The sequence below is a fragment of the Pantoea sp. PSNIH1 genome (assembly GCF_007680655.1).
GTDB classification, from domain to species: Bacteria; Pseudomonadota; Gammaproteobacteria; order Enterobacterales; family Enterobacteriaceae; genus Pantoea; species Pantoea eucrina.
In genome coordinates this window covers 36,299-57,798 of the sequence record NZ_VEIP01000007.1, presented here as the reverse complement: position 1 = coordinate 57,798, position 21,500 = coordinate 36,299, and the positions used below count along the sequence as shown (strand labels likewise).

Below are 21,500 nucleotides of genomic sequence, written 5' to 3'. Positions count from 1 at the left end.
AACCGGAAGTTAATTATGTCGCTGAAAAAATCCTCACTGCTGGTGTTCCTCACGATGCTGGTACTGTTTCTGGCCAGCGTGGCCATCAGCAGCTGGCTGCTGGTGCGCAGTAACGCCTCGCTGACCGCCGTTAACAAAGAGATCCGCGTAGTGCTCTCCGTTATCGATCCTATCAACCACAGCCGTACGCTGCGCGTCAGGGTGATGGAATATATGAAAGCGAGCGAGGGGGACGATACCGCATCAGCAGCGTCACTTGAGAGTGTTAAAGCGGTGGCTGTCAAAGCAGACGCGGCATTTCAGGCCTATATGGATGCCCCGCGTCTGGCCGGTGAGGCAGCAGAAGCAGAAGCTTACCGGCAGGCTTATCTCAGCTATCGCGATGAAGGGATCCGGCCGCTGGTGGCGGCCGCTGAAGCGCACGATCAGGCACGCTTTAAAGCGCAAATCCCGACCGTCGTCCGTCTCGATCGCCAGTATGAAATTATCCTCGATAAGGTACTGGCGCAGCATGAAGCTTATGCACGCCAGCTCAATGATGACGCACAACGTCACTTTCACTCCGGCCTGATGCTGCTGGTGCTGTTTGGTGCGCTGTTTGTCGGCATCATTGTTGTGATTTCACTGCTGATGCATCGCTTTGTGCTGCTGCCGCTCAGCATGGCAAAACAGCATTGCGATTTGATCGCCGCCGGCGAGCTTAACCGCCCTGTTCCGGCAAAGGGCGCGTCGCGCAGTGAAATTCAGAGTCTGATGGGCTCGCTGGAAGCGATGCGTCTCGCCCTGACACAAATCATTATGCAGGTACGTGACTCCGCGCATTCGGTCTCCACCGCCTCGGGCGAAATCGCAGCCGGAAACGTTGACCTGGCCTCGCGCACTGAGCAGCAGGCTGCGGCGCTGACGGAAACCGCGGCCAGCATGGAACAGCTGGGTGCTACGGTGAAGCAGAACACTGACAACGTCTTTGAAGCCTGCCGCCTGACAGGCGAGGCGGTGCAAAATGCGGAAACAGGTGAAAAAGTCTCGCGTGAGGTGATTGTGTCGATGGACCTGATCAACGCCAGCTCGAAAAAAATCGAAGAGATCATCTCGGTGATCAACGGGATCGCGTTTCAGACCAACATCCTTGCGCTGAACGCCGCTGTGGAAGCAGCGCGAGCGGGTGAGCAGGGCAGGGGGTTTGCAGTGGTTGCCGGAGAGGTCCGCAATCTGGCACAGCGCAGCGCGCTGGCAGCCAAAGAGATAGAGACGCTGATTGCAGAGTCGGTAGCGATTATCCACACCGGCTCGGAGCAGGTCAGCCGCACCGGGGAGGCGATGAGCGCTATCATCGCGTCGGTAAGCCGCGTTAACCTTTTGATGGAGCATATTTCCGTGGCGTCAGGTGAACAGAGTCGCGGCATCGGTCAGATTGAGAAAGCGGTGACTGAAATGGACTCTGTCACGCAGCAGAACGCTGCACTGGTACAGGAGTCAGCGGCTGCGTCAGCATCGCTTGAAGAGCAGGTACAGTATCTGACCCGTTCAGTTTCCACTTTCCATCTGGCATAAGCGCCCCGTGCCGGCTCTTTTTAAGGGGCTGGCAATCTCTCAGACCACAATACAGAACCTTTTGTGAACACTGCTTCACTATTAATGATTAAAAGAGCACATCTGAAAATTCATCTATAAAAAGCTACTATTTCAATGCATTAGAAATAGTGGTGCCTTTTTGACAAATTTATTTTCTTCAAAGCGTAAATTTATCTTACGCTTTGCCGATATTCCTCCCTGCCACCTTAGCGCAAACCGGTACGTTTGCGCCTGTTTTACAGGTGTGCTGCGGGCAAGAGTGCGCCGCAGTTAATTCTTCTCAGGGAGCAGTAAATGAACCATCGTAAACCCCTGGTGGCGGCCGTCGTCGCCTCCTGCATCGTTCTTTCCGGCTGCAGCGCCATGACTACCGCCATCAAAAAGCGCAATCTTGAAGTTAAAACGCAGATGAGCCAGACGGTATGGCTTGAGCCTTCCAGTCAGAAAACGGTCTATCTGCAGGTGCGTAATACCTCTGACAAAGATATGAGCGATCTGCAGTCGCTGCTGGCGCAGGACCTGCAGGCTAAAGGGTATACTGTCACATCCTCGCCCGATACCGCGTTCTACTGGATTCAGGCTAACGTGCTGAAAGCGGAAAAAATGGATCTGCGCCAGTCGCAAGGCTTCCTGGCGACCGGCTATGAAGGCGCGGTTACCGGTGCAGCGCTGGGTGCCGGCATTACGGCCTATAACGGTAACTCGGGTGGTGCGATGCTTGGCGTCGGTCTGGCCGCAGGCCTGGCAGGAATGGCAGCCGATGCGCTGATTGAAGATGTTAACTTCACCATGGTGACCGATCTGCAGATCTCCGAACGCAGTAAAAACGCTGTGACCACTGACAACATTGCCGCGCTGCGTCAGGGCACCTCTGGCATCAAGCTGCAGACCAGCAGCGAAGAGGGCAACCGCATGAAGTATCAGACGCGCGTGGTGTCCAACGCCAACAAGGTCAATCTCAAGTTTGAAGAAGCGAAGCCGGTGCTGGAAGCGCAGCTGGCGAAATCCGTGGCAGGTATTATGTAATCACGGATGCCGCTGGTGCATTCCGGCCGGCGGCAAATCGCAACTGAATAACTCTGAATATATGCCCTGAATAGTTACAGCATCCCTTAACACGAAACACTAACCGGTGCTGGTCTGTCGCACATTGCCCCTCTCTGACCTTTTCAACCTCAGGCGCAGATCTGAAACAAGGTTGCCCCTCCTGACCCGCCGCCGCGCCCGGCCCGCAGGGCCGGAATGAGTTGAACAGGTAAAAGAGTGCTGTAACTAAAATTTCGGCAGTACGGGATGAAATAGGACAAACGGCAGCCTGACAGCGCAAGGATAAAATATTTAGCGCCGGTTTTAATCCTTAATCAGAGCCACGGCCTTTCTGCCTCTCAGGCAGGCGAGCTTTAAACTCTGGATACGCTTTTGATAAGTTTCGATAATCATCATCGCCGTTTTACGCTTGTCTATCCACTGCAATGATCTGTTCTGCTATTGCCTGTAAATCATCACCGCAGATATCAGGCTGTTCGCCCAGCAACAGCGGCGCGTTACCGGAGCGGGTAAGCAGGGCGCCTTTCCAGCCACAGGCCATAGCGCCAATAATATCCCAGGCGTGCGTGGCTATCATTCTGAGAGCAGCAGGAGGCTGATCCAGCGCCTGACTGACACTCTGATAAGCGGCAGCGGCAGGTTTGAAACAGCCGCTCGGCTCAACGGAGAACTGCTGTGAAAAAAATGGTGCCAGTCCGGATTGCGCCAGCACTTTTTTGCCCGCTTCTGCCGATGAGTTCGTGAACGTCACCATTTCAAAACCTGCAGTACGAAGTTTTTCCAGCGCGGGCAGCGCATCAGGATGAGCGGGTAATGCCGCCATCTCCTCCTGAAACCGCGTTATCTGTGCTGAAGTGAGCGCTGTATTGCGGATGGTGGCTACCATTTTCAACACGGCAACCGCCAGTTCACCAAATGGCACATAGCGACCGCTTAAGGTGAGCGTCTGGGAGTAGAGGATCTGTTCTGCAAACCACTGACGCATTACCTGCGTATCGCCAAACGTGTCCAGAAAAAAATCATCCAGATAGGTCAGATCGAGCAGCGTTTCATTAACATCAAATACCAGCAGGGTGCTCTCTTTCATTATTGTCTGCGTACCTTTTTTGCATAAAACCCATTGCTGCAGAGCACAACGTGCGGGCTGCCAGAGGCGCAGCCCGCACGGATATCACTCAATAACCCAGACGCTGACGCTGCCGCCGTTGCAGGTGAATACCGCTTCACCCTGTTCGTTAGTGGTGATCGTCTCGTCGCGATTGCCAAGGAAATCGCGCCAGTTTTTGCCGGCGTAGTTTTCTCCCAGCGTCAGCGTTTTCTCTCCGCTGTCGCCGTTAGACATCACAACCACGCAGCCTGGCTCATCTTCCGTGCCGCTGCGGCTGAACGCGATGCAGTTAGGGTGATCAAACCACAGCGTCTGCACCCCGTGTGCAAAACGCTGGCGCGCAATCATCAGCCGATCGAGCTTGTCGATCACCGGCATCTCAACGTGATGCGTTTCGCCATCGCTGCCGGTGTCCTCATAGCTGGCGCCGTAGAGATCCGGATAGAACACGCACGGCACACCATTTTCACGCAGCAAAATCAGCGCATAGGCGAGCGGCTTGAACCAGGCCTCTACCGGCGCTTCAAGCGCCTGCAGCGGCTGTGTATCGTGGTTAGCAACGATAGTGACGGCGTGGAACGGATCGGCTTCTACCAGCGTACCGGAGAAAATCTGGCTCATGTCGTAACTGCTGCCCTGCTTAGAGGCTTCATGAAACTTCATATGCAGTGGCGCATCGAACAGCAGCGTTTTGCCCTCAACCTGATTGATATACTGCTGCAGTTTATCCAGCTCAAACGACCAGTACTCCGCCACGATAAACAGCGGCTTTTCAGAGACCTCCTGTACATGGTCAATCCACTCTTTGTAGAACCAGGCCGGAATATGTTTAACCGCATCCAGGCGGAATCCGTCGCACTGGGTGGTTTCCATCATCCAGCGCGCCCAGTATTTGATCTCTTCCGTCGCCGAGCGGTTGCGGAAATCGATATTGGACCCCATCAGATAATCAAAGTTACCCAGTTCATTATCAACCTGATCGTTCCAGCCCTCGCCGGTATAGTCGTTCACAATCTTAAACACGCCATCTTCATCGGGGTTTTCGATATGATCAACGCCGCTGAAGCACTTGTAGTCCCAGATAAACTTTGAATACTTTCCGGCACGAACCGGGAAGGTGTAGCGCGTCCAGGCATCACACTCCACCACCTCTTCGTGGATTTGTGAGCGATCCTGCTCGTCGACCCTGTTAACCAGAATGCGTTCTTTCTCATCGGCGCCCATTTTGTGGTTAACCACCACATCCATCAGCACCGCAATCTGATGCTGATGGAGCGTATCAATCGCCGCATGGAGCTGCGCTTTGTCGCCATATTTAGTGGCAACGGTGCCTTTCTGATCAAACTCACCCAGGTCAAACAGGTCGTAAGTGTCATAACCGACTGAACTGCCGCCTGAAGCACCTTTGTAGGCTGGTGGCAGCCAGATCATATTGATACCCGATTCGCTCATATGCGCTGCCCGTTCGGCCAGCTCAGGCCAGAGCTGGCCGCCTTCGGGGTAATACCAGTGAAATGCCTGTAACAGGGTTGGATTTTTCATCGCCGGGCTCCGTTTATAGTCAAAAGAATTATGGAGCGGGAATGGAAAAGCGCGCGAATATTCAGCGGCCACCGCACTTTTTGCTGTTGCAACAGCAGGACCGGCACGGGATGTGCATTACTCTTAAAAACAGGCCAGCCGCTTTGCAGCGGCGTTTTTTAATTTATGCTGACCCCGCCATTTGCTAATGCGGAACGCACATGACCCGATATTTCTCTTTCTGTTCGCTTATTGTTCTCGCCTCTCTTTACGCAACGCAGGGAGTGCATGCGGATACGCCCGGGACGCCACTCGTTGCCGGCTACGGTAAGCTTTATGACACCCCTGACGCGGCTTTTCAGCCCGACAGGACGCAACACTACAGGCTGGTTTTTAAAGTGAGCGAGGCGGCCAGCAATGCCGCGGATATTAATCCCGGCCTGAATGAAGTGGCGCGCGTCATCAATCTTTACGGTCGTTCCGGCGTGCCGGCTAATCAGCTGGACGCCGTGGTGGCAGTTAACGGCGGCGCCACGCCCGCCATGCTGGATGAGCAGCACTACCGGAAGCTGTTCGGCGCGGCTAATCCTAACCTGCAGCTGATAAAAGCGCTGAACGATGCGGGCGTAAAAGTGACGCTGTGCAGTCAGGCGCTGGCGTGGCATCATTACGATCCGCGCTGGGTCGCTTCATCCGTTATCACTACCCCCTCAGCGCTGACCACGATGACCGTGCTGCAGAACCAGGGCTACGCGCTACTGGATACGCAGGGGGCCGGAAAGGTTGAATAATCCCTGCTGATTGATGCTGGAGATGGATTATGCGGAGAAAATAGAGATTCAGGTACGCTCAATGCTGGCCTGACAGGCGACTACCTCAATCAGCTCAAACTCTTCAGCCACCAGCTCCATACGTTCATCAAAAACGCCACTGCTTTCAAAGAAACGCTGATGCTCCTGACGCCAGTAGCGGAGGCTCAGATCGCCTTCACCCTCTTTACGGGCAAACGCTTCGGTGACGTCGCAGAAGCGTATCAGCTGCAGACTGACGATGCGGACTACGCAAACCGGTTGATTGCGGCTGTCGAGGACGATGCTGTAGCGGCCGACAGATGGTGCTTCAGCATCATCCTGAAAAGCAGCCAGCGAACTGCAGGTAGCGGTTTTCCTGCCCTCTGTAATCAGTTTCGCCAGGGTATCTGCCAGGGCAGGGGAATCACCAAACGTCCAGCTCAGCGCCTGCGGGTATTTCGCTTTAAGTGCATTTATCTCAGTCATATTGATTCCTTTCAGGTATTGAGAGTGACAGTCATAGCAGGTGGTTCTGACAGGATGGCATCAATTCATTAACGCCAGCCATTTTCGGGTTATTCACATCACCAGAGCAATAAAAAAGAGGAGCCAGGCTCCTCTTTTTTATTGCCGTCATTAACGCACAATGTGCAGGAAGTGCAGGTGCTTCTCATACTGGTCGAGGATATCGTTGATGATCTGCTCCTGATTCCAGCCCATCACATCATAATCCTGGCCGCCCTCTTTGAGATAGACCACCGCACGGTAATATTTCTGCTCTTCTGCCTTGTCGCTGGCTGACATACCCGCCAGCGCAAAAGCGGGCTGCAGATAGGGGCGCGCGCGAACTTCGTAAACGAAGTTAAGCTCCTGTCCCAGATCCACCTCAAATCGCACGCGATCGTCTTCATCGGCCCGGGTATGCGACGGGGTGTTTTGCTTTGCCAGCTCCTGCTCGACCATCTCCATCGCCGGGTAGATCACCTCAGTCATAAAGCGCTTTACCTGCGAGCGTTTCGGGAAATAGGCGATATTACGTAAACGACGCTGCCACGGGATCGGGTTACGTGCAGCCGTGGGCGCGATGGTGGCAATCTGTTTGCTCTCTCGCTTCCAGGCATCAATGCGAAGCGCTTTAAGCAACCCATACATCGACATCAGCAGGATGATGGCAAACGGCAGGGCGCTGGCGATGGTCACAACCTGCAGCGCTTTCATGCCGCCAGCTAACAGTAAGGTGATGGCCACGACGCCCATCAGCGCGGACCAGAAAATACGCTGCCAGACTGGCGTTTGATCGATGCCCCCTGAAGCAAGCGTATCGACAACCATCGCCCCGGAGTCAGCGGACGTGACAAAAAAGACCACTACCATGGCGACGGCAATGCAGGAGAGGGCAAAACTGAATGGAAAATGCTCCAGAAAATTAAATAGCGCGAGCGTTTGATCGCTCATCACTATCTGCGCCAGATCGGTGGCGCCCTGCTGCATAATCATCCAGATTGCGCTGTTACCAAAGAAGGTCATCCAGAGCAGCGTAAAGCCCGCCGGCACAAACAGTACGCCGGTGACAAATTCACGGATGGTACGACCGCGAGATACGCGGGCAATGAACATGCCGACAAAGGGTGACCAGGCCAGCCACCAGCCCCAGTAGAACAGCGTCCAGCCGCCCAGCCACTTACTCGATTTAGGCTCATAGGCATACAGATTGAACGTTTTCGTTACCAGTTCGGAAAGATAGCCGCCCGTATTCTCCACAAATGACTTCAGCAGCAGCACCGTTGGCCCCAGCGTGCCGACCAGGATCAGCAGCAGCACCGCCAGACCGAGGTTTATTTCCGATAAAATACGGATACCTTTGTCCAGCCCGGAGACAACGGACAGTGTCGCCAGTGCAGTAATTACTACAATCAGAATCACCTGCATGGTGGCGCTGACCGGTAAACCAAACAGATGATTAAGGCCGGCGTTAACCTGCAGCACGCCGTAGCCCAGTGAGGTGGCCACACCCAGCACCGTACCAATCACCGCAAAAATATCTACGGCATGCCCCATCCAGCCATAAATGCGGTCACCGATAATCGGATAGAGCGCTGAGCGCAGCGTCAGCGGTAATCCATGACGATAGCTAAAGAACGCCAGGATCAGCGCCACAATCGCATATATCGACCAGGCGTGCAGGCCCCAGTGGAAAAATGTGATACGCAACGCTTCCCGCGCCGCATTGACGGTTTCCGGCTCGCCTGACGGCGGTGCCATGTAGTGCATCACCGGCTCAGCTACGCCGAAAAACATCAGCCCTATCCCCATACCGGCAGAAAACAACATGGCAAACCAGGAGTGATAACTGAAGTCAGGTTCGGCGTGATCGGGCCCGAGTTTAATATCACCATAGCGCGATACCCCCAGGTAGATCACGGTCAGCAAAATCAGCGCAACGGCGAGAATATAAAACCAGCTGGCATTAGCAAACAGCGACGTCTGCAGGGCGGTGAGCTGGGTATCCGCCTGTTCAGGAAAGAGCGCGGCAAAGGCGACCAGGATAAAAATCAGGGCGGCTGAAGTGAAAAAGACCGGCGGGTTGATGTGGCTTCGCTTTTTTTGGATGTCCGTTTCTGATGTTGGCATAAGTATCCTGCATAACGTGAATGAAGACCAAATGTAACAATCAGTATGGAAGAGTAAAAGCGATACGCCAGCAGGTGTTTAAAAACCAGGCTGATCACATCAGGTTTTTCCCGAACTCGCCCAGATGGCTGCACGCTCCACGGCGATTTTATCTGCTTCACAGCTCATGACCCTATTTGCACGTGCCAGTGCAAGCCTGGAATGGCGCTGTGCATCAGCGGCGTAACGGTGCGGCGCGATCAGCGCCAGTGCCTGAAGCGATTTCTGCAGACGAATTTGTACCTCAGCCAGTCCTGCGCCATCGCGCCCGACAGCGGTGAACACATCATCAAACATATCGCTGATTTGGGCGGGCCGGATAAACAGGCGCGGCCAGGCGACTTCATCAGAAGCCGGAGGAACAGGATGGCCGAATAGCCTGACAGCACGGCCAATAATATCTATGGCAGTGCCGGGATCGTTAACGGCTGGCGAAAGTGCGCGTGAGGCGATTTCAGCGAGCACGCAGAGGCCAAATCGCGGGTCCTGCTCATAAGAGCGCTGCTCACCAGAGGTAAATGCACTCTGCAGATGATCCTGATCTTCTGCAGATATCGGCTGGGTGCACCACAGCAGGGGCGATCCCGGATGAACAAAGCTGCCGGGCTGAGCCGCCAGATAGAGGCGCACCTGCTGCTGTTCAGCCCAGTCGCTGAGCCGTTGCAAATCGATATGCTGCAGGTATCCAATAGCTTCCGGCAGAAGCGGATGGGGCAGTGCCGCTGCGGGCAGCTCACCCTGCCAGGCTGAGCCACCCATGCTGGGGTTCTGTAATCGTTCAGTCAGCGCCGCGCGGGTTGCCTGCTCAACGCGCTGAGAGGTTTCGCCCAGGCTGCCAAAATTAGCGAGATGCTGGATCCAGCGCAGCAGGGTGATCACAATCATGGCGATCACCAGCAGCGTCACAAAGAACAGCACCACCCGCCCCTGTGTGCCGTATGCGCCCATACCCAGCGCGATGATCCCCACCAGGCTGTAGAGAAACGAGCCGATGAACGTCGCCAGCACATTCTGCGTGGTGCGATCTTCCATCAGCAGACTGGTGGCACGCGGCGTCACGCTGCTGCTCGCGGAGTTATAGGCTGTCACCATGATATTCAGCGAAAACGTTGTGACTGCCAGCATACTGGAGGCGAGGATAGCCAGAATCTCATCCACGGCCTCACTGCCAATCAGACCCGATACGGAGGCAGGAATAAACGGTTTCACCGCGATAGCCACCAGCGCGGTGATCACCGCCAGTACCGCAAACAGCGAGCTGCGAAACCAGAGCTGTTTAGTCAGCTGGCGCAGTAACCATTGTGTTTTGGACATCGTATTCTCTGTGGTTATAGACCGATCGTCAGGCGCACCTCAGACGGCATCAGGAGGCTTGCCGCAGCACAGGCGGATAGCGCTTATGATCCTGGAAAAAGTGAGCCTGCGAATGACATCGTCGCTTTGAGTGTGCGATAAAACACCATAGTCGATATATACGCAGCGTGCATAGCTGTCCGGCAGCCCAGAGAAGGAAAATCACAAACAATGAAAACCATTGGTATTTTGGGCGGAATGTCTGCCGCCTCAACGCAAACCTACTATCGTCAGCTATGCGAGCTGACGCGCCAGCAGCTGGGCGGCCTGCACTCACCGGAGCTGCTGATTAGATCGCTCGACTTTGCGCGCATTGAGCAGCTGCAGGCGAGCGGGCAGTGGGCGGCGGCCGGGGAGATCCTCAACGCAGAGGCGCACGCGCTGGCACGCGGCGGCGCAGATTTTATCGTGCTGGCCACTAATACCATGCACAAATTGGCTGACGTCATGATGAAAGATGTCGCTGTTCCGCTACTGCATATCGCCGATGCTACCGCTGAGCGCATCGTGGCGTCGGGACTGCGCGCGCCGGGCCTGATCGCCACCGCCTTTACCATGGAGCAGCAGTTCTACCGTCAGCGGCTGGAAGCGGCCGGACTGCAGCCGCTTATCCCGGATAGCGGCGATCGCGCCAGCGTGCACCACATTATTTATGATGAGCTGTGCAAAGATATCACCACTACAGCCAGCCGCGAGGCGTTTGAGCAGGTGGCTGAACGGCTGGTCGCGCAGGGCGCGGATTGCATGATCCTCGGCTGTACCGAGGTCGGGATGCTGCTTAATCCGCGTAATGTGTCAGTTCCCGTCTTTGATACCACGCTGATCCACTGTGAAGCAGCGCTGGCGTTAGCGCTGGCCCCCTGAGGCCGGCTGCAGCGCCAGCCGGATGAACGCGGTGATATCCCTCATCGCCTGCTGGTGCTTCTCTGCTGAAGGAGCAACGCTCAGCACCTCAGCGTAACCATTGAGCATAGCGCTGAGCTGGCGGGTCACCCGGGCTGCATCAGCGGTGTGAAAGCGCTGCTGCTCCACTCCCTGCTGAATCATGCCGTCAATCAGTGCGCTCCAGCTGGCGATATTCTTTTCAGCGAGTGCGGCCCAGGCGTCATTGTTCGCCGCCATCTGCCAGAGTGAATCGTAAAGCTTCCACGTTGCATCCACACTATCGGGCAGGTAGATCTCTGCCAGCCGCAGAAGCTGCTGCTCCGGCGCCAGTTCTTCAGCTTCGCGCGTGAACTGTGCGATCTCCTGCGCCATAAACCGCTCAAGCGCCGCCAGCGAGAGCGCCTGCCAGTTGCTGAAGTAGTGATAGATATGGCTGCGCGACAGGCCAAGTTGCCCGGTGACGTCACGGGTCGTGACGCCGGCAATGCCTTTTTCAATAAACAGCGCCACAGCGGTATCAAGAATACGGTGCTTTAACTCGTCGGTATTTTTCTTCATCTGCGCTTTTGCATTCCGGCCACAATACAGGGCGCATGGTAGCAGATATGCCAGAGATTGCCGCGTTTAACCATTGGTGTGGTCTATAACAGCAATTGCTGAAGATTGTGCCGGGCAGGAGGGCAGCTGGCTCTGGCTGCCTGATTCACTGGTCGCTGAACATGAAACGCATATCGTCGATTTGCATCTGGAAGATACGCACAGCGTTACCGACCGTATCAGCGCCATCCAGCGCGACCTGGCCGCCCTTCAGCTGCGTATGCCGCTCTCTGCCGATCGCACCTTTGCCATGATCTACTGCGACGGCTTATCTGCCTCAGAAGGCTTTTTTATGCAGGCCTGGTATAACAGCGGCCGCTTTCCCTGTCTGGCCATCGGTGGCTCTGCAGGCGGGCGCGTGACGTTTGATGGTACGTGGATAGGTGCGGGTGGACGGGTGCTGCAGGGGAAAGCGGTGGTGGTGTTCTGCCGCATGGCGGCCGGTAAATCATTTGCGCCGTTCAAAAGCCAGAATTTTACGCCGCTGGATAAAAGCTGGCCGATCGCAGCCTGCACGCGGCGGATGCTATCGCAGCCATGAGCCAGCAGACGCGCAGTGAGCGGGCTGACATTTCACAACATCTGCAAAGCCTGCGCACGATGACGGCCGGTATGGATGCGATGCAGGCCGCCGTTGACGAACTGAACGTGCTGCAAAAGCTTTCGGCCGAACGTTAATCTGTCTTCCCCGGGCGCATGACTGGCTGCGCCCGATTCTTCCGGTTTCAGCCTGACAGCAGATTGACTTTGAGCAACTGCTCAAATAGACTCACTTCCAATTTGAGCAGCCGCTCAAATATTTAATAACCGCAGATGAATCTATGAAAACCCTCAGTGCAAAACATCCTCAGCTGGCTCCGACAGGCGCGGCCGCCATGCTTAAAATTTTGGGAATGCGCCATAGTAAAAAACTGATTATCACGCTCGGGCTGGTGGTCGCCGAAAACGCACTCTATCTGCTTTACCCGTTGCTGGCGGGTTTTGCCGTCAACGCCATTCTGGCGGGTAACGCGCTGCATGCGGTGCTTTATGCCGTGATGGTGCTGGTTATGTGGCTGATTGGTGCCGCACGACGCAGCATTGATACCCGTACCTTTGCCCGCATTTATGCAGAAATGGCCGTACCGGTGATCCTCGCTCAGCGTCGTGAAAACAATCGCGCTTCCATGGTGGCCGCCCGGGTGACGCTGTCACGTGAGTTTGTCGACTTTTTTGAAAAGCATCTGCCGGTGCTGATCACCTCAGTAGCCTCCATTGCTGGTGCGGCGGGTATGCTGCTGCTGATTGAGTTCTGGTCAGGCGTGGCGTGCCTCGGCATTCTGCTGTTTTTTGCGCTGTTTCTGAAAGGATTCACACGTAAGAATGAGCAGCTGTTTCTGCGCCTGAATAACCGGCTGGAAAAAGAGGTCGATATGGTGAGTCACGCGCCCGCCTCACCGCTGGTACGGCACTATCGCGTCCTGGCCCGGCTGCGGATCTGCCTCTCCGATCGCGAAGCGTTCGGCTATCTGGCCATCGGCAGCGTAGCCGCGCTGCTGTTTGGCAGCACCATCCTGGTGATGAGCCTGAGAGGCGGCGTAGAGGCGGGGCACGTCTACTCTGTTATGACCTATATGTGGATGTTTGCCATGAGCCTTGATGACGCCCCTCAGCTGCTGGAAAAATATTCTCAGCTGAAGGATATCGGACGCCGGGTAAACAGCGGGCAGATCTGATCCGTTACCCTTCGCTGACCAGGCTCAGCAGATGCAGCACGCTTCTGCTGGGGTGATTACGCCGCCAGGCAAACGCGATATCCGTAAACAGCGTATTGTTCTCAATCTCGCAAAACCGCAGCTGCGGATTGCTGATACAGCAGAGTGAAGCGGGCACCAGCGCAATGCCGCTGCCGGCCGCGACCATGCCCAGCGAAGAGGCGATCTGCGGGGCCTGCTGAAAGCGACTGGCGCAAAAGCCGGCGCGCAGGCAGGTACTGACAATCAGCTCATAGAGGCTGGGCGCCACCTCGCGTGGAAACATAATCAGCGTCTCTTCCGCCAGCTGCGTCAGCGCCAGGCTTGCCTGCTGGCTCAGCGCATGCCCGGCCGGCAGCGCAATCATCATACGTTCAGTCGCGATAACCCGCAGATTGAAAGCTTTGCTGCTTTCGCACGGCAGACGGATAAACGCGGCATCCAGCAGGCCGTCACGCAGATCCTGCATCAGCAGCGCCATATTCTCTTCGCGGGTGATAAGCTCCATCGCCGGATAGCGCGCCCTGAAGCGCCCGATAAGTTCAAACACCGGCGAACCAAACGCAACGGAGCTGGCAAAACCCAGCGACATCTGACCGCTCATTCCCCGCGCCACGCCGCGCGCTTTCTCCAGCGCGTGGTCTGCCAGCTGCACAATCTGCAGCGCATCAGGCAAAAATGCGCGTCCCGCTTCCGTCAGCTCAACGCCGCGCGTGAGGCGTTTTAGCAGCGGCGTCCCTATCTCATGCTCCAGACGCTGGATCTGCTGACTTAGCGGTGGCTGAGAAATACCGAGCATCTCAGCTGCACGGGTAAAGTGCAGCGTTTCGGCAACGGCAACAAAATAACGCAGATGGCGCAGTTCCATATCAAAAACGTCTCAAAGCTGGCAGCTTTCGCTATTGGATTCTGTGAGCAGGCTGGCTCATTCTGATATTAACACGGCTTAACTATCAGTTTGCGAGGCAGTAAATGTATGATTTTGTATCTGCTTGTTCATGTGAAGAACAGCTCAGGAAAACCGCTGATCAGCTGGCCAGTCAATCAGCAGAAAAGGTTATCTATCAGACCTCGCTGATGAGCGCACTGCTGCACGGCGTCTATGACGGTACGACAACCGTTGCCCGGCTGCTGGAGAAGGGCGATTTTGGTCTCGGCACCTTTAATCAGCTTGATGGCGAACTGATCGCCTTTGATCGCCAGGTCTGGCAGCTACGTGCTGACGGCAGCGCCCGTCCGGCCCATCCGGATCAGCAATCCCCGTTTGCGGTCATGACCTTTTTCACCCCGGAACACCAGCACCATTTCAGCGAAAAAAGCAGTCGTGAAGAGGTACACCGCGTCATCGATAGCGTGATTACCTCGGATAATCATTTTTGCGCGCTGCGTATCAGCGGCGACTTTGTCTCGGTGCAGACGCGCACCGTGCCCTGCCAGTGCCGCCCCTATCGTTCAATGCCTGACGTACTGGGCAACCAGCCCACGTTTGATTTTCGTCAGCGCACCGGCGAACTGATCGGTTTTCGCACGCCGCAATATATGCAGGGCATCAATGTCGCGGGCTATCACGAGCATTTTATTACCGATGACCGGCAGGGCGGTGGCCACATTCTCGACTATGTGCTGGCGCAGGGCACGCTGACCTTTGGCGCAATCAGCAAACTGGTGATCGACTTACCGCAGGATCGCGACTTTCTGCAGGCCAATCTGACCCCTGACAACCTGGATGAAGCTATCCGCTCCGTTGAAAGTTAATAACCGAGGTAATGATGAAAGAAATTAAAACCCAAACGAGCTGGCGCAGCGGGGCAGATCTGGTCGTTGCGCAGCTGGAAACCCAGGGCGTAAAGCATGTGTTTGGCATTCCCGGTGCGAAAATCGACAAGGTATTCGATTCGCTGGTGGATTCGCGCATTGAACTGATCCCGGTGCGTCATGAGGCAAATGCCGCTTTCATGGCTGCAGCGGTCGGGCGGCTCACCGGCAACGCAGGCGTCGCGCTGGTCACCTCCGGGCCTGGCTGTTCCAACCTGGTAACCGGTATGGCAACCGCCACCAGTGAGGGCGATCCGGTGGTGGCGATTGGCGGCGCGGTAAAACGGTCGGACAGCGCAAAACAGGTTCACCAGAGCATGGATACGGTATCGATATTTCGCCCGGTCACCCGATTTGCCGTCGAAGTCACCGACGCGTCTGCCCTGGCAGAATGCGTGTCTAACGCGTTTCGTCACGCGGAAAACGGGCGCGGCGGCGGGGCGTTCCTTAGCCTGCCGCAGGATATCGTCGATCAGCCGGTGACCGGCAGCCTGCTGCAGCATAAGGCACGCGTTACGCTGGGCGCCGCGCCAGACTCGCTGGTGGATGCGGTAAGCCGCGAAATTGCCCGCGCAAAAAATCCGGTGATCCTGCTGGGACTGATGGCGAGTCAGCCGGAGAACAGCGCGGCCATCCATGAGCTGCTGAGCAGAAGCCATATTCCGGTGACCAGTACCTATCAGGCGGCGGGCGCGGTACGGCAGGAACATTTCTCGCGCTTTGCCGGGCGAATCGGCCTGTTTAATAATCAGGCGGGCGATCGTCTGCTGCAGCAGGCTGACCTGATCATCACCATCGGCTACAGCCCGGTAGAGTATGAGCCGGCGATGTGGAACCGCGGCAACGCGCTCCTGGTGCATATCGATGTGCTGCCCGCCGAGACCGATAACCGCTACCTGCCCGATGCGGAGCTGGTAGGGGACATTGCACAAACCGTACGCAACATTGCGGCACGTATTGACTCGCCGCTACAGCTCAGCACCGCTGCAGCAGCCATTCTTGATGATCGGCAGCATCAGCGGCAGCTGCTGGCATTGCAGGGCGCAAGCCTCGACCAGTTTGCGCTGCATCCGCTGCGTATCGTGCGTGCAATGCAGGACATCATTAACAGCGATGTCAGTCTGACAGTGGATATGGGCAGCTTTCATATCTGGATCGCCCGCTATCTCTACAGTTTCCGCGCACGGCAAATCATGATTTCTAACGGCCAGCAGACTATGGGCGTTGCGCTGCCGTGGGCGATTGGGGCCTGGCTGGTTGATCCTGCCCGTAAAGTGGTATCGGTCTCCGGCGATGGCGGCTTCCTGCAATCCAGCATGGAGCTTGAGACGGCGGTGCGGCTTAACGCCAATATCCTGCACATTATCTGGGTGGATAACGCCTACAACATGGTGGCCATTCAGGAGGAGAAAAAATATCAGCGCGTTTCCGGGGTGAACTTCGGCCCGGTAGATTTCAAAGCCTACGCTGAGGCGTTTGGCGCTGCCGGCTTCTCCGTTAACAGCGCAGCAGAGCTGGAGCCAGTGCTGCGCCGGGCCATGGACGTGAACGGTCCGGCCGTGGTCGCCATTCCGGTTGACTACAGCGATAACCCGCTACTGATGGGTCAGCTGCACCTCAGCCAGCTGCTTTAATAACCTGAAAAGGAGAATACGATGAAAACCAGAGTGGCATTTGTGACCGGGGCCGGTCAGGGCATTGGCGCGGCGATTGCGCGGCGGCTGGCACAGGACGGGTTTGCCGTAGCGGTCAGCGATTACAATGCGCACACCGCGCAGCAGGTGGCTGACCAGATTGTCAGCGCTGGCGGCAGGGCTATCGCGCTGCAGGCTGACGTGGCAAAGCGCGACCAGGTCTTTCGCGCAACAGAGGAGGCACGTCAGGCGCTTGGCGGATTTGATGTCATTGTGAACAACGCCGGGGTTGCTCCCTCCACGCCGATTGCGGAGATCACCGAAGAGGTGGTGGATAAGGTTTATGACATCAATGTGAAAGGGGTGATCTGGGGCATTCAGGCGGCGGTCCAGGCCTTTGCGGCAGAGGGGCACGGCGGCAAAATTATCAACGCCTGCTCGCAGGCGGGACACACCGGTAATCCGGAGCTGGCGGTCTACAGCTCCAGTAAATTTGCCGTGCGCGGCCTGACTCAAACCGCCGCGCGCGACCTCGCACCGGCAGGCATTACGGTAAACGCATTCTGTCCGGGAATTGTGAAAACGCCGATGTGGGAAGCTATCGATCGGCAAATTTCCGCAGCGGCAGGCCAGCCGGAGGGGTATGGCACACAGGAATTTGCCAAACGCATCACGCTTGGGCGCCTGTCAGAACCGGAAGATGTTGCCGCCTGCGTGGCGTTCCTGGCTGGCCCCGACTCAGATTATATGACCGGGCAGTCGCTGCTGATTGATGGCGGGATGGTGTTCAGTTAAGACCTGAGAGGCGTCGCGCCGTGCGGCACTGACGGCGCGGCGCTCCCTTCTATGCGCGGCTCACTCAGCGACACTGTTCACGTAGCTTCCACAGCAGCCACGCATCCAGTTCCCGATCGGCCATGGGCCTGGCGTAAAAGTATCCCTGCGCCTGATCGCAGCCATACTCCGTCAGGGTATCGACGGTTTCCGCATTCTCGACACCTTCTGCCAGTACTACATAGTCCAGCTCTTTCAGCATGCTGATGATGCTGCGGGCGATGATACGCGATGCCATATCAGAAGAGAGATCGCTGATCAGAGAGCGATCGAGCTTGATGACATCCAGCGGCATACGCCGCAGATAACTGATATTGCTGTAGCCGGTGCCAAAATCATCCAGCGAAATACCAAAGCCGCGCTGTTTCAGCCGCATCAGCCCGGCCATTGCCATCGGGCTTTCGATAATGCGTTCGGTTTCCAGACACTCAATACCCAGCAGAGAAGTCGGCAGGCGGTGGCGCTGCATCTGCTCCTCCAGCATGGCGGCAAACTCTTCACGCGCAAAATCGTTGAGGCTGACATTAACCGTAACGGGCAGCTGCGTACAGTGATTGCGCAGTCGCGCCATGCGCGCAATTGTCTGATCAATGACCCACGTGGTCATCGCCTGCAGCAGCTCGGTCTGCTCCGCCAGCGGGACGAATGCCACCGGAGAGAGCTCGCCATGAACCGGATGACGCCAGCGGATCAGCGCCTCCAGACCAATCGGCGCGCCGGTTTGCAGACATATTTTTGGCTGATAAACCAGATAAAGTCCGCCTTCGCTGCGCAGCGCGGCGGCGAACTCATGCATCAGGGTATAATCACGGCTGTGCTGCACCTCTGCCGATGCGCTGTAGGCTACGGAAGGCAGGTTACGTCCGATAGCTTCATGCAGCGCGCTGACCGCACGGCGCAGAATTTCACTGCCGCTAAAGCAGCCAGCGGTAAAATCTGCCTGACCGGTATGGGTGGTCAGCGCAACGGAAAGCCCTTCGCCTAAATCAGCGCTTATTCCTTCCATCCGCCCGGCAATCCACTCCGCGCTCAGGCGGCTGCTGGTGCGGGTGAGCAGCGCGAAACGTCCGGTTGCAACCGTATAAAGCAGTTCGCCCAGCGACGGGCGCAGGCGCAGCGGCAGCAGCGTGGCAACATCTTTCAGCAGGCTTTCCACCGGGCCGACGCCCATTGAGCGCGCCAGCTCCCAGGCGCGCGGCATATCGACACACTCAATCAGCACCAGACGCCGGGGCGTGATATCGCCAGACGTGGCAAGATGCTGCAGATCGCGGATCAGCCGCTGCCGGTTTGGCAGGCCGGTAACCGGGTCGGTAAAGCCCGCTGCGTGCCACGCTTCCAGGAAGGAGATCACCAGATTTGCCAGCAGCCGCAGCGTCTCCAGCTGCTCCGTACCGAAGGGGTGCGGCTCAACATCGGTGACGCAGAGGGTACCAAAGATAACCCCTTCGCGGTTTTTCAGCGGCACGCCCGCGTAAAAGCGGATCCAGGGCGAGCCGGTGACAAAACGATGCGTGACAAAGCGGGCGTCAAGCCAGGTATCCGGGATGACCATCGGGCTGTCATCATCAACCACATAGCGGCAGAGCGACTCTTCGCGGGTGGTCTGCTTCAGCGTAAAATTGCGCGCCGCACGGATATACTGGTCACGCTCATCCAGTACTGAAACAAAACATCCCGGGATCCCCAGCACCTGGCTGGCCAGCCGGGCAAATTTACCCAGTACTTCGTCACGACACTCATCCGGTTCGCGCAGCGCCTGCAGGGCACGACGGTGCAGACTCTCATCATCCGCAGAATCAATTAGCACAGAGCCTCCGCGCTGCCGGGCAGCAGCTGCTGAAAGGCGTCCGGACTCAGCGGTTCGCCCAGGGCATGCCCCTGAATCGTATTGCATTCAGCCTGATTCACCAGCATTCGCTGCGCGCTGTTTTCTACTCCTTCAGCCAGCACCCTGAGCTGCAGACTCTTCCCCAGCGCCGCCAGCGCCCCGAACATCATGCGGATACGGCTGTTTTCAGTCAGCTGCGCCGTCAGTGACTTATCCAGCTTCAGGCCGTTGACAAATTCATGCTGCAGCAAACTGATGGCACCCAGCGCGCGGCCATAGTGATCGATAATAAAACTGGCGCCGGTTTGTCTGATTGCGTTCAGGCGCGCCGGCACTTCCTGTACCAGCGCTGTCAGCATTGACTCATCCACTTCCAGATCGACAAAACCGGCGTCGCTGCCGGTGAGTTCCCGCAGCAGTTTGTCCAGCCGGATATCATCCAGCTGGCGGGGAAACAGGTTAATGCTGACGCGCAGCGCCGGATGCCGCTGCCGCCACAGGATGACCTGCTGCAGCGCGCTGCGCAGCACCCATTCACCCAGCGTTATTGAGAGCGAACTTTTCATCAGCATGCCAATAAATGCCTCAGGCAGCAGCAGGCCGCGCGTCGGATGCTGCCAGCGCAGCAGTGCTTCACAGCCCGTAAGCGCATGGCTTGTTGCATCAAACTGTGGCTGATAATAGAGCACAAACTGGTGCTGCCGCACGGCGACTTCCAGCTCGCGCTCAAAGCGACGTCGCTGCTGCTCCGCCTCCAGAAACGCGGGGACGAACTCTACGCTGCAGCCTTTACCGGCTGCTTTTGCCTGATAGAGTGCGAGATCGGCAGCAGACATCATCGCTGAGGCATCGCGACCATGCTGCGGCCAGGAAGCGATACCCAGACTGGCACCCACCACGACCGGCGTCTCCTGATAACTGAAGGGACTCTGCACCGCCTCTACCAGCTGTTGTGCGATCTGCTGCGCGGCCTGGCTATCTCCAGGCAGCAGAATCACGAACTCATCCCCGCCAAGCCGGGCAGCCATGATTGCCTGAGCGCAGACCGTGCGGATTTGTCCGGCGACGTGACACAGCAGCGCATCGCCCGCCGCATGCCCCAGCATATCGTTGACCTCTTTAAAGCCATCGAGGTCGACCATCAGCAGCGTGAACGGAACGTCCGCCCGCGTCAGCTGCTCCAGCTGATCCATAAATGCACTGCGGCTGGCCAGCCGCGTGAGCATATCGAGTGACGCGAGTTCACACAGCCGCGCTTCACTTTCATGACGTTCGGTGACATCGCGGATGATCATGCCAACCAGGCGCTCCTGATCTTCCTGCCAGCCAGAGAACGAGACCTCTGCCGGAAACGCCTGCCCGCTGCGTCGCCTTGCCCAGATTTGCACCCGGCGCGGCTGTGAGATAGCTGACCGATCGGCCATCATGCGCGCCAGCTCCTGACGATAGGCGGTCTGCGAGCGTTCTGACACCAGATCCGCGACATATTCACCCAGCATCTCCTGCGCACTGTAGCCAAACAGCCGGGTCGCGGCAGGGTTCCAGAATATGACACCCTGCCGGATATCGGTGCAGATAATGGCATCAGAGGAGGTTGAAGAGATCGCCTCCAGCCGCTGCTGACTGCTGTGCCGCAGCAGCTCCAGACGATGCACCTCCAGCTGGTCCATAACCAGCGAGGCGATAGCGGACAGATGCCGGCGATCGGTAGCATTCAGCGCGGCGCGCGGCTGCGTATCGATCAGGCAGACGGTGCCAATGCGGTGGTCATCCGGGGTAGTGAGCGGAATACCGGCATAGAAGCGAATATGGGGATACCCCAGCACCAGCGGATTCTGGCTGAAACGCGCATCCAGACGGGTGTCCGGCACGCAGAGTACATCGTCCTGTTCAAGGGTAAAATGACAAAACGCGACGCTGCGTGAGGTTTCGCAGATTGAGAGTCCATGACGCGATTTAAAAAACTGCCGGTCACTGTCAATCAGCGAAATAAATGCCACCGGTACGCGAAACAGCCGCGCTGCCAGCATGGTAAGGCGGTCCAGCGCGTCAGAAGGTGGCGTATTCATCAGCTGATACTGTGCCAGCGCCTCAAGGCGCGCCGCT

The 21,500-nt window shown here is 56.9% G+C and carries 18 protein-coding genes and 1 pseudogene; 10 read left to right on the top strand and 9 right to left on the bottom strand.

Going from position 1 to position 21,500, the window contains the following annotated elements; all coding sequences use genetic code 11:
- Positions 1-15 precede the first annotated feature (15 nt).
- The gene (locus tag FS690_RS15210) at positions 16-1,554 is read left to right on the top strand and encodes a methyl-accepting chemotaxis protein (RefSeq protein ID WP_065647989.1); all 1,539 of its coding nucleotides are present in this window, start codon (positions 16-18) and stop codon (positions 1,552-1,554) included.
- Positions 1,555-1,869: 315 nt separating this feature from the next.
- On the top strand, positions 1,870-2,601 hold the full coding sequence (traT, locus tag FS690_RS15205; RefSeq protein ID WP_065647990.1) for a complement resistance protein TraT: 732 nt from the start codon (positions 1,870-1,872) through the stop codon (positions 2,599-2,601).
- 424 nt (positions 2,602-3,025) lie between these two features.
- Here the strand turns inward: traT and FS690_RS15200 are convergent, their stop codons facing one another.
- Positions 3,026-3,709, bottom strand: a complete 684-nt coding sequence (locus FS690_RS15200) for a haloacid dehalogenase type II (protein ID WP_145339870.1) — start codon at positions 3,707-3,709, stop codon at positions 3,026-3,028.
- Positions 3,710-3,793: 84 nt separating this feature from the next.
- A complete protein-coding gene (gene amyA / locus FS690_RS15195) occupies positions 3,794-5,272 on the bottom strand; it encodes an alpha-amylase (protein ID WP_145339869.1) in 1,479 nt (492 codons plus the stop codon).
- Between the two features lie 200 nt (positions 5,273-5,472).
- Here amyA and FS690_RS15190 point away from each other — a divergent pair, with 200 nt between their 5' ends.
- Positions 5,473-6,042 carry a DsrE family protein gene (locus tag FS690_RS15190; protein ID WP_145339868.1) on the top strand — a complete coding sequence of 190 codons (570 nt, stop codon included), beginning with the start codon at positions 5,473-5,475 and terminating at the stop codon, positions 6,040-6,042.
- Between the two features lie 48 nt (positions 6,043-6,090).
- Here FS690_RS15190 and FS690_RS15185 read toward each other — a convergent pair whose 3' ends face one another.
- The 3 genes from FS690_RS15185 to FS690_RS15175 all read right to left on the bottom strand — a co-directional run bounded on the left by FS690_RS15185 (position 6,091) and on the right by FS690_RS15175 (position 10,026).
- Complete coding sequence (locus FS690_RS15185; protein ID WP_145339867.1) at positions 6,091-6,528, bottom strand: ASCH domain-containing protein; 438 nt, start codon at positions 6,526-6,528, stop codon at positions 6,091-6,093.
- Positions 6,529-6,678: 150 nt separating this feature from the next.
- The gene (locus tag FS690_RS15180) at positions 6,679-8,673 is read right to left on the bottom strand and encodes a choline BCCT transporter BetT (protein ID WP_145339866.1); all 1,995 of its coding nucleotides are present in this window, start codon (positions 8,671-8,673) and stop codon (positions 6,679-6,681) included.
- Positions 8,674-8,772: 99 nt separating this feature from the next.
- Positions 8,773-10,026, bottom strand: a complete 1,254-nt coding sequence (locus FS690_RS15175) for a DUF2254 domain-containing protein (protein WP_145339865.1) — start codon at positions 10,024-10,026, stop codon at positions 8,773-8,775.
- A 210-nt stretch (positions 10,027-10,236) separates the two neighbouring features.
- Here FS690_RS15175 and FS690_RS15170 point away from each other — a divergent pair, with 210 nt between their 5' ends.
- Entirely contained in the window at positions 10,237-10,929 is a 693-nt protein-coding gene (locus tag FS690_RS15170; RefSeq protein WP_145339864.1) for an aspartate/glutamate racemase family protein, read from the top strand.
- On the opposite strand, the gene FS690_RS15165 is transcribed toward FS690_RS15170, so the two are convergent.
- Positions 10,912-11,508 (bottom strand): TetR/AcrR family transcriptional regulator, encoded by a 597-nt coding sequence (locus tag FS690_RS15165; RefSeq protein WP_145339863.1) that lies wholly within the window; start codon positions 11,506-11,508, stop codon positions 10,912-10,914. The two genes, FS690_RS15170 and FS690_RS15165, sit on opposite strands and share 18 nt — an antisense overlap.
- Positions 11,509-11,611: 103 nt before the next feature.
- Between FS690_RS15165 and FS690_RS15160 the strand changes: the two are divergent.
- From FS690_RS15160 to FS690_RS15155, 3 genes and pseudogenes are all read left to right on the top strand, one after another.
- Positions 11,612-12,088: pseudogene (locus FS690_RS15160) on the top strand (FIST N-terminal domain-containing protein); the annotation flags it as partial.
- Positions 12,085-12,225, top strand: coding sequence for a hypothetical protein (locus FS690_RS18390; RefSeq protein WP_158086444.1), 141 nt, complete (start codon positions 12,085-12,087; stop codon positions 12,223-12,225). The pseudogene FS690_RS15160 and the gene FS690_RS18390, both read left to right, overlap by 4 nt.
- 197 nt (positions 12,226-12,422) lie before the next feature.
- Entirely contained in the window at positions 12,423-13,262 is an 840-nt protein-coding gene (locus tag FS690_RS15155; RefSeq protein WP_370512311.1) for an ABC transporter six-transmembrane domain-containing protein, read from the top strand.
- A 4-nt stretch (positions 13,263-13,266) separates the two neighbouring features.
- Here FS690_RS15155 and FS690_RS15150 read toward each other — a convergent pair whose 3' ends face one another.
- The gene (locus tag FS690_RS15150; protein ID WP_145339861.1) at positions 13,267-14,148 is read right to left on the bottom strand and encodes a LysR family transcriptional regulator; all 882 of its coding nucleotides are present in this window, start codon (positions 14,146-14,148) and stop codon (positions 13,267-13,269) included.
- A gap of 104 nt (positions 14,149-14,252) precedes the next feature.
- On the opposite strand from FS690_RS15150, the gene budA reads away from it, so the two are divergent.
- Genes budA through FS690_RS15135 form a run of 3 tightly spaced genes read left to right on the top strand, consistent with a single transcriptional unit; the run spans position 14,253 to position 17,524 of the window.
- Positions 14,253-15,035: an acetolactate decarboxylase gene (gene budA, locus FS690_RS15145; RefSeq protein WP_145339860.1), complete on the top strand. Its 783-nt coding sequence runs from the start codon at positions 14,253-14,255 to the stop codon at positions 15,033-15,035.
- 14 nt (positions 15,036-15,049) lie between these two features.
- Positions 15,050-16,729, top strand: coding sequence for an acetolactate synthase AlsS (alsS, locus tag FS690_RS15140; protein ID WP_145339881.1), 1,680 nt, complete (start codon positions 15,050-15,052; stop codon positions 16,727-16,729).
- 21 nt (positions 16,730-16,750) lie between these two features.
- The gene (locus FS690_RS15135; protein ID WP_145339859.1) at positions 16,751-17,524 is read left to right on the top strand and encodes a (S)-acetoin forming diacetyl reductase; all 774 of its coding nucleotides are present in this window, start codon (positions 16,751-16,753) and stop codon (positions 17,522-17,524) included.
- Positions 17,525-17,588: 64 nt separating this feature from the next.
- Here FS690_RS15135 and FS690_RS15130 read toward each other — a convergent pair whose 3' ends face one another.
- Both FS690_RS15130 and FS690_RS15125 read right to left on the bottom strand, forming a co-directional pair.
- On the bottom strand, positions 17,589-19,373 hold the full coding sequence (locus tag FS690_RS15130; protein WP_244555227.1) for an EAL domain-containing protein: 1,785 nt from the start codon (positions 19,371-19,373) through the stop codon (positions 17,589-17,591).
- Entirely contained in the window at positions 19,367-21,463 is a 2,097-nt protein-coding gene (locus FS690_RS15125; RefSeq protein WP_145339880.1) for a bifunctional diguanylate cyclase/phosphodiesterase, read from the bottom strand. The genes FS690_RS15130 and FS690_RS15125 overlap by 7 nt, the downstream gene beginning before the upstream one ends.
- Positions 21,464-21,500: the final 37 nt, after the last annotated feature.

Excerpts from the sequence above, each read along its gene's own strand:
- FS690_RS15210 (WP_065647989.1), top strand. The coding sequence starts at position 16 with ATGTCGCTGAAAAAATCCTCACTGCTGGTGTTCCTCACGATGCTGGTA.
- traT (WP_065647990.1), top strand. The coding sequence starts at position 1,870 with ATGAACCATCGTAAACCCCTGGTGGCGGCCGTCGTCGCCTCCTGCATC.
- FS690_RS15200 (WP_145339870.1), bottom strand. The coding sequence starts at position 3,709 with ATGAAAGAGAGCACCCTGCTGGTATTTGATGTTAATGAAACGCTGCTC.
- amyA (WP_145339869.1), bottom strand. The coding sequence starts at position 5,272 with ATGAAAAATCCAACCCTGTTACAGGCATTTCACTGGTATTACCCCGAA.
- FS690_RS15190 (WP_145339868.1), top strand. The coding sequence starts at position 5,473 with ATGACCCGATATTTCTCTTTCTGTTCGCTTATTGTTCTCGCCTCTCTT.
- FS690_RS15185 (WP_145339867.1), bottom strand. The coding sequence starts at position 6,528 with ATGACTGAGATAAATGCACTTAAAGCGAAATACCCGCAGGCGCTGAGC.
- FS690_RS15180 (WP_145339866.1), bottom strand. The coding sequence starts at position 8,673 with ATGCCAACATCAGAAACGGACATCCAAAAAAAGCGAAGCCACATCAAC.
- FS690_RS15175 (WP_145339865.1), bottom strand. The coding sequence starts at position 10,026 with ATGTCCAAAACACAATGGTTACTGCGCCAGCTGACTAAACAGCTCTGG.
- FS690_RS15170 (WP_145339864.1), top strand. The coding sequence starts at position 10,237 with ATGAAAACCATTGGTATTTTGGGCGGAATGTCTGCCGCCTCAACGCAA.
- FS690_RS15165 (WP_145339863.1), bottom strand. The coding sequence starts at position 11,508 with ATGAAGAAAAATACCGACGAGTTAAAGCACCGTATTCTTGATACCGCT.
- FS690_RS18390 (WP_158086444.1), top strand. The coding sequence starts at position 12,085 with ATGAGCCAGCAGACGCGCAGTGAGCGGGCTGACATTTCACAACATCTG.
- FS690_RS15155 (WP_370512311.1), top strand. The coding sequence starts at position 12,423 with ATGCTTAAAATTTTGGGAATGCGCCATAGTAAAAAACTGATTATCACG.
- FS690_RS15150 (WP_145339861.1), bottom strand. The coding sequence starts at position 14,148 with ATGGAACTGCGCCATCTGCGTTATTTTGTTGCCGTTGCCGAAACGCTG.
- budA (WP_145339860.1), top strand. The coding sequence starts at position 14,253 with ATGTATGATTTTGTATCTGCTTGTTCATGTGAAGAACAGCTCAGGAAA.
- alsS (WP_145339881.1), top strand. The coding sequence starts at position 15,050 with ATGAAAGAAATTAAAACCCAAACGAGCTGGCGCAGCGGGGCAGATCTG.
- FS690_RS15135 (WP_145339859.1), top strand. The coding sequence starts at position 16,751 with ATGAAAACCAGAGTGGCATTTGTGACCGGGGCCGGTCAGGGCATTGGC.
- FS690_RS15125 (WP_145339880.1), bottom strand. The coding sequence starts at position 21,463 with ATGAATACGCCACCTTCTGACGCGCTGGACCGCCTTACCATGCTGGCA.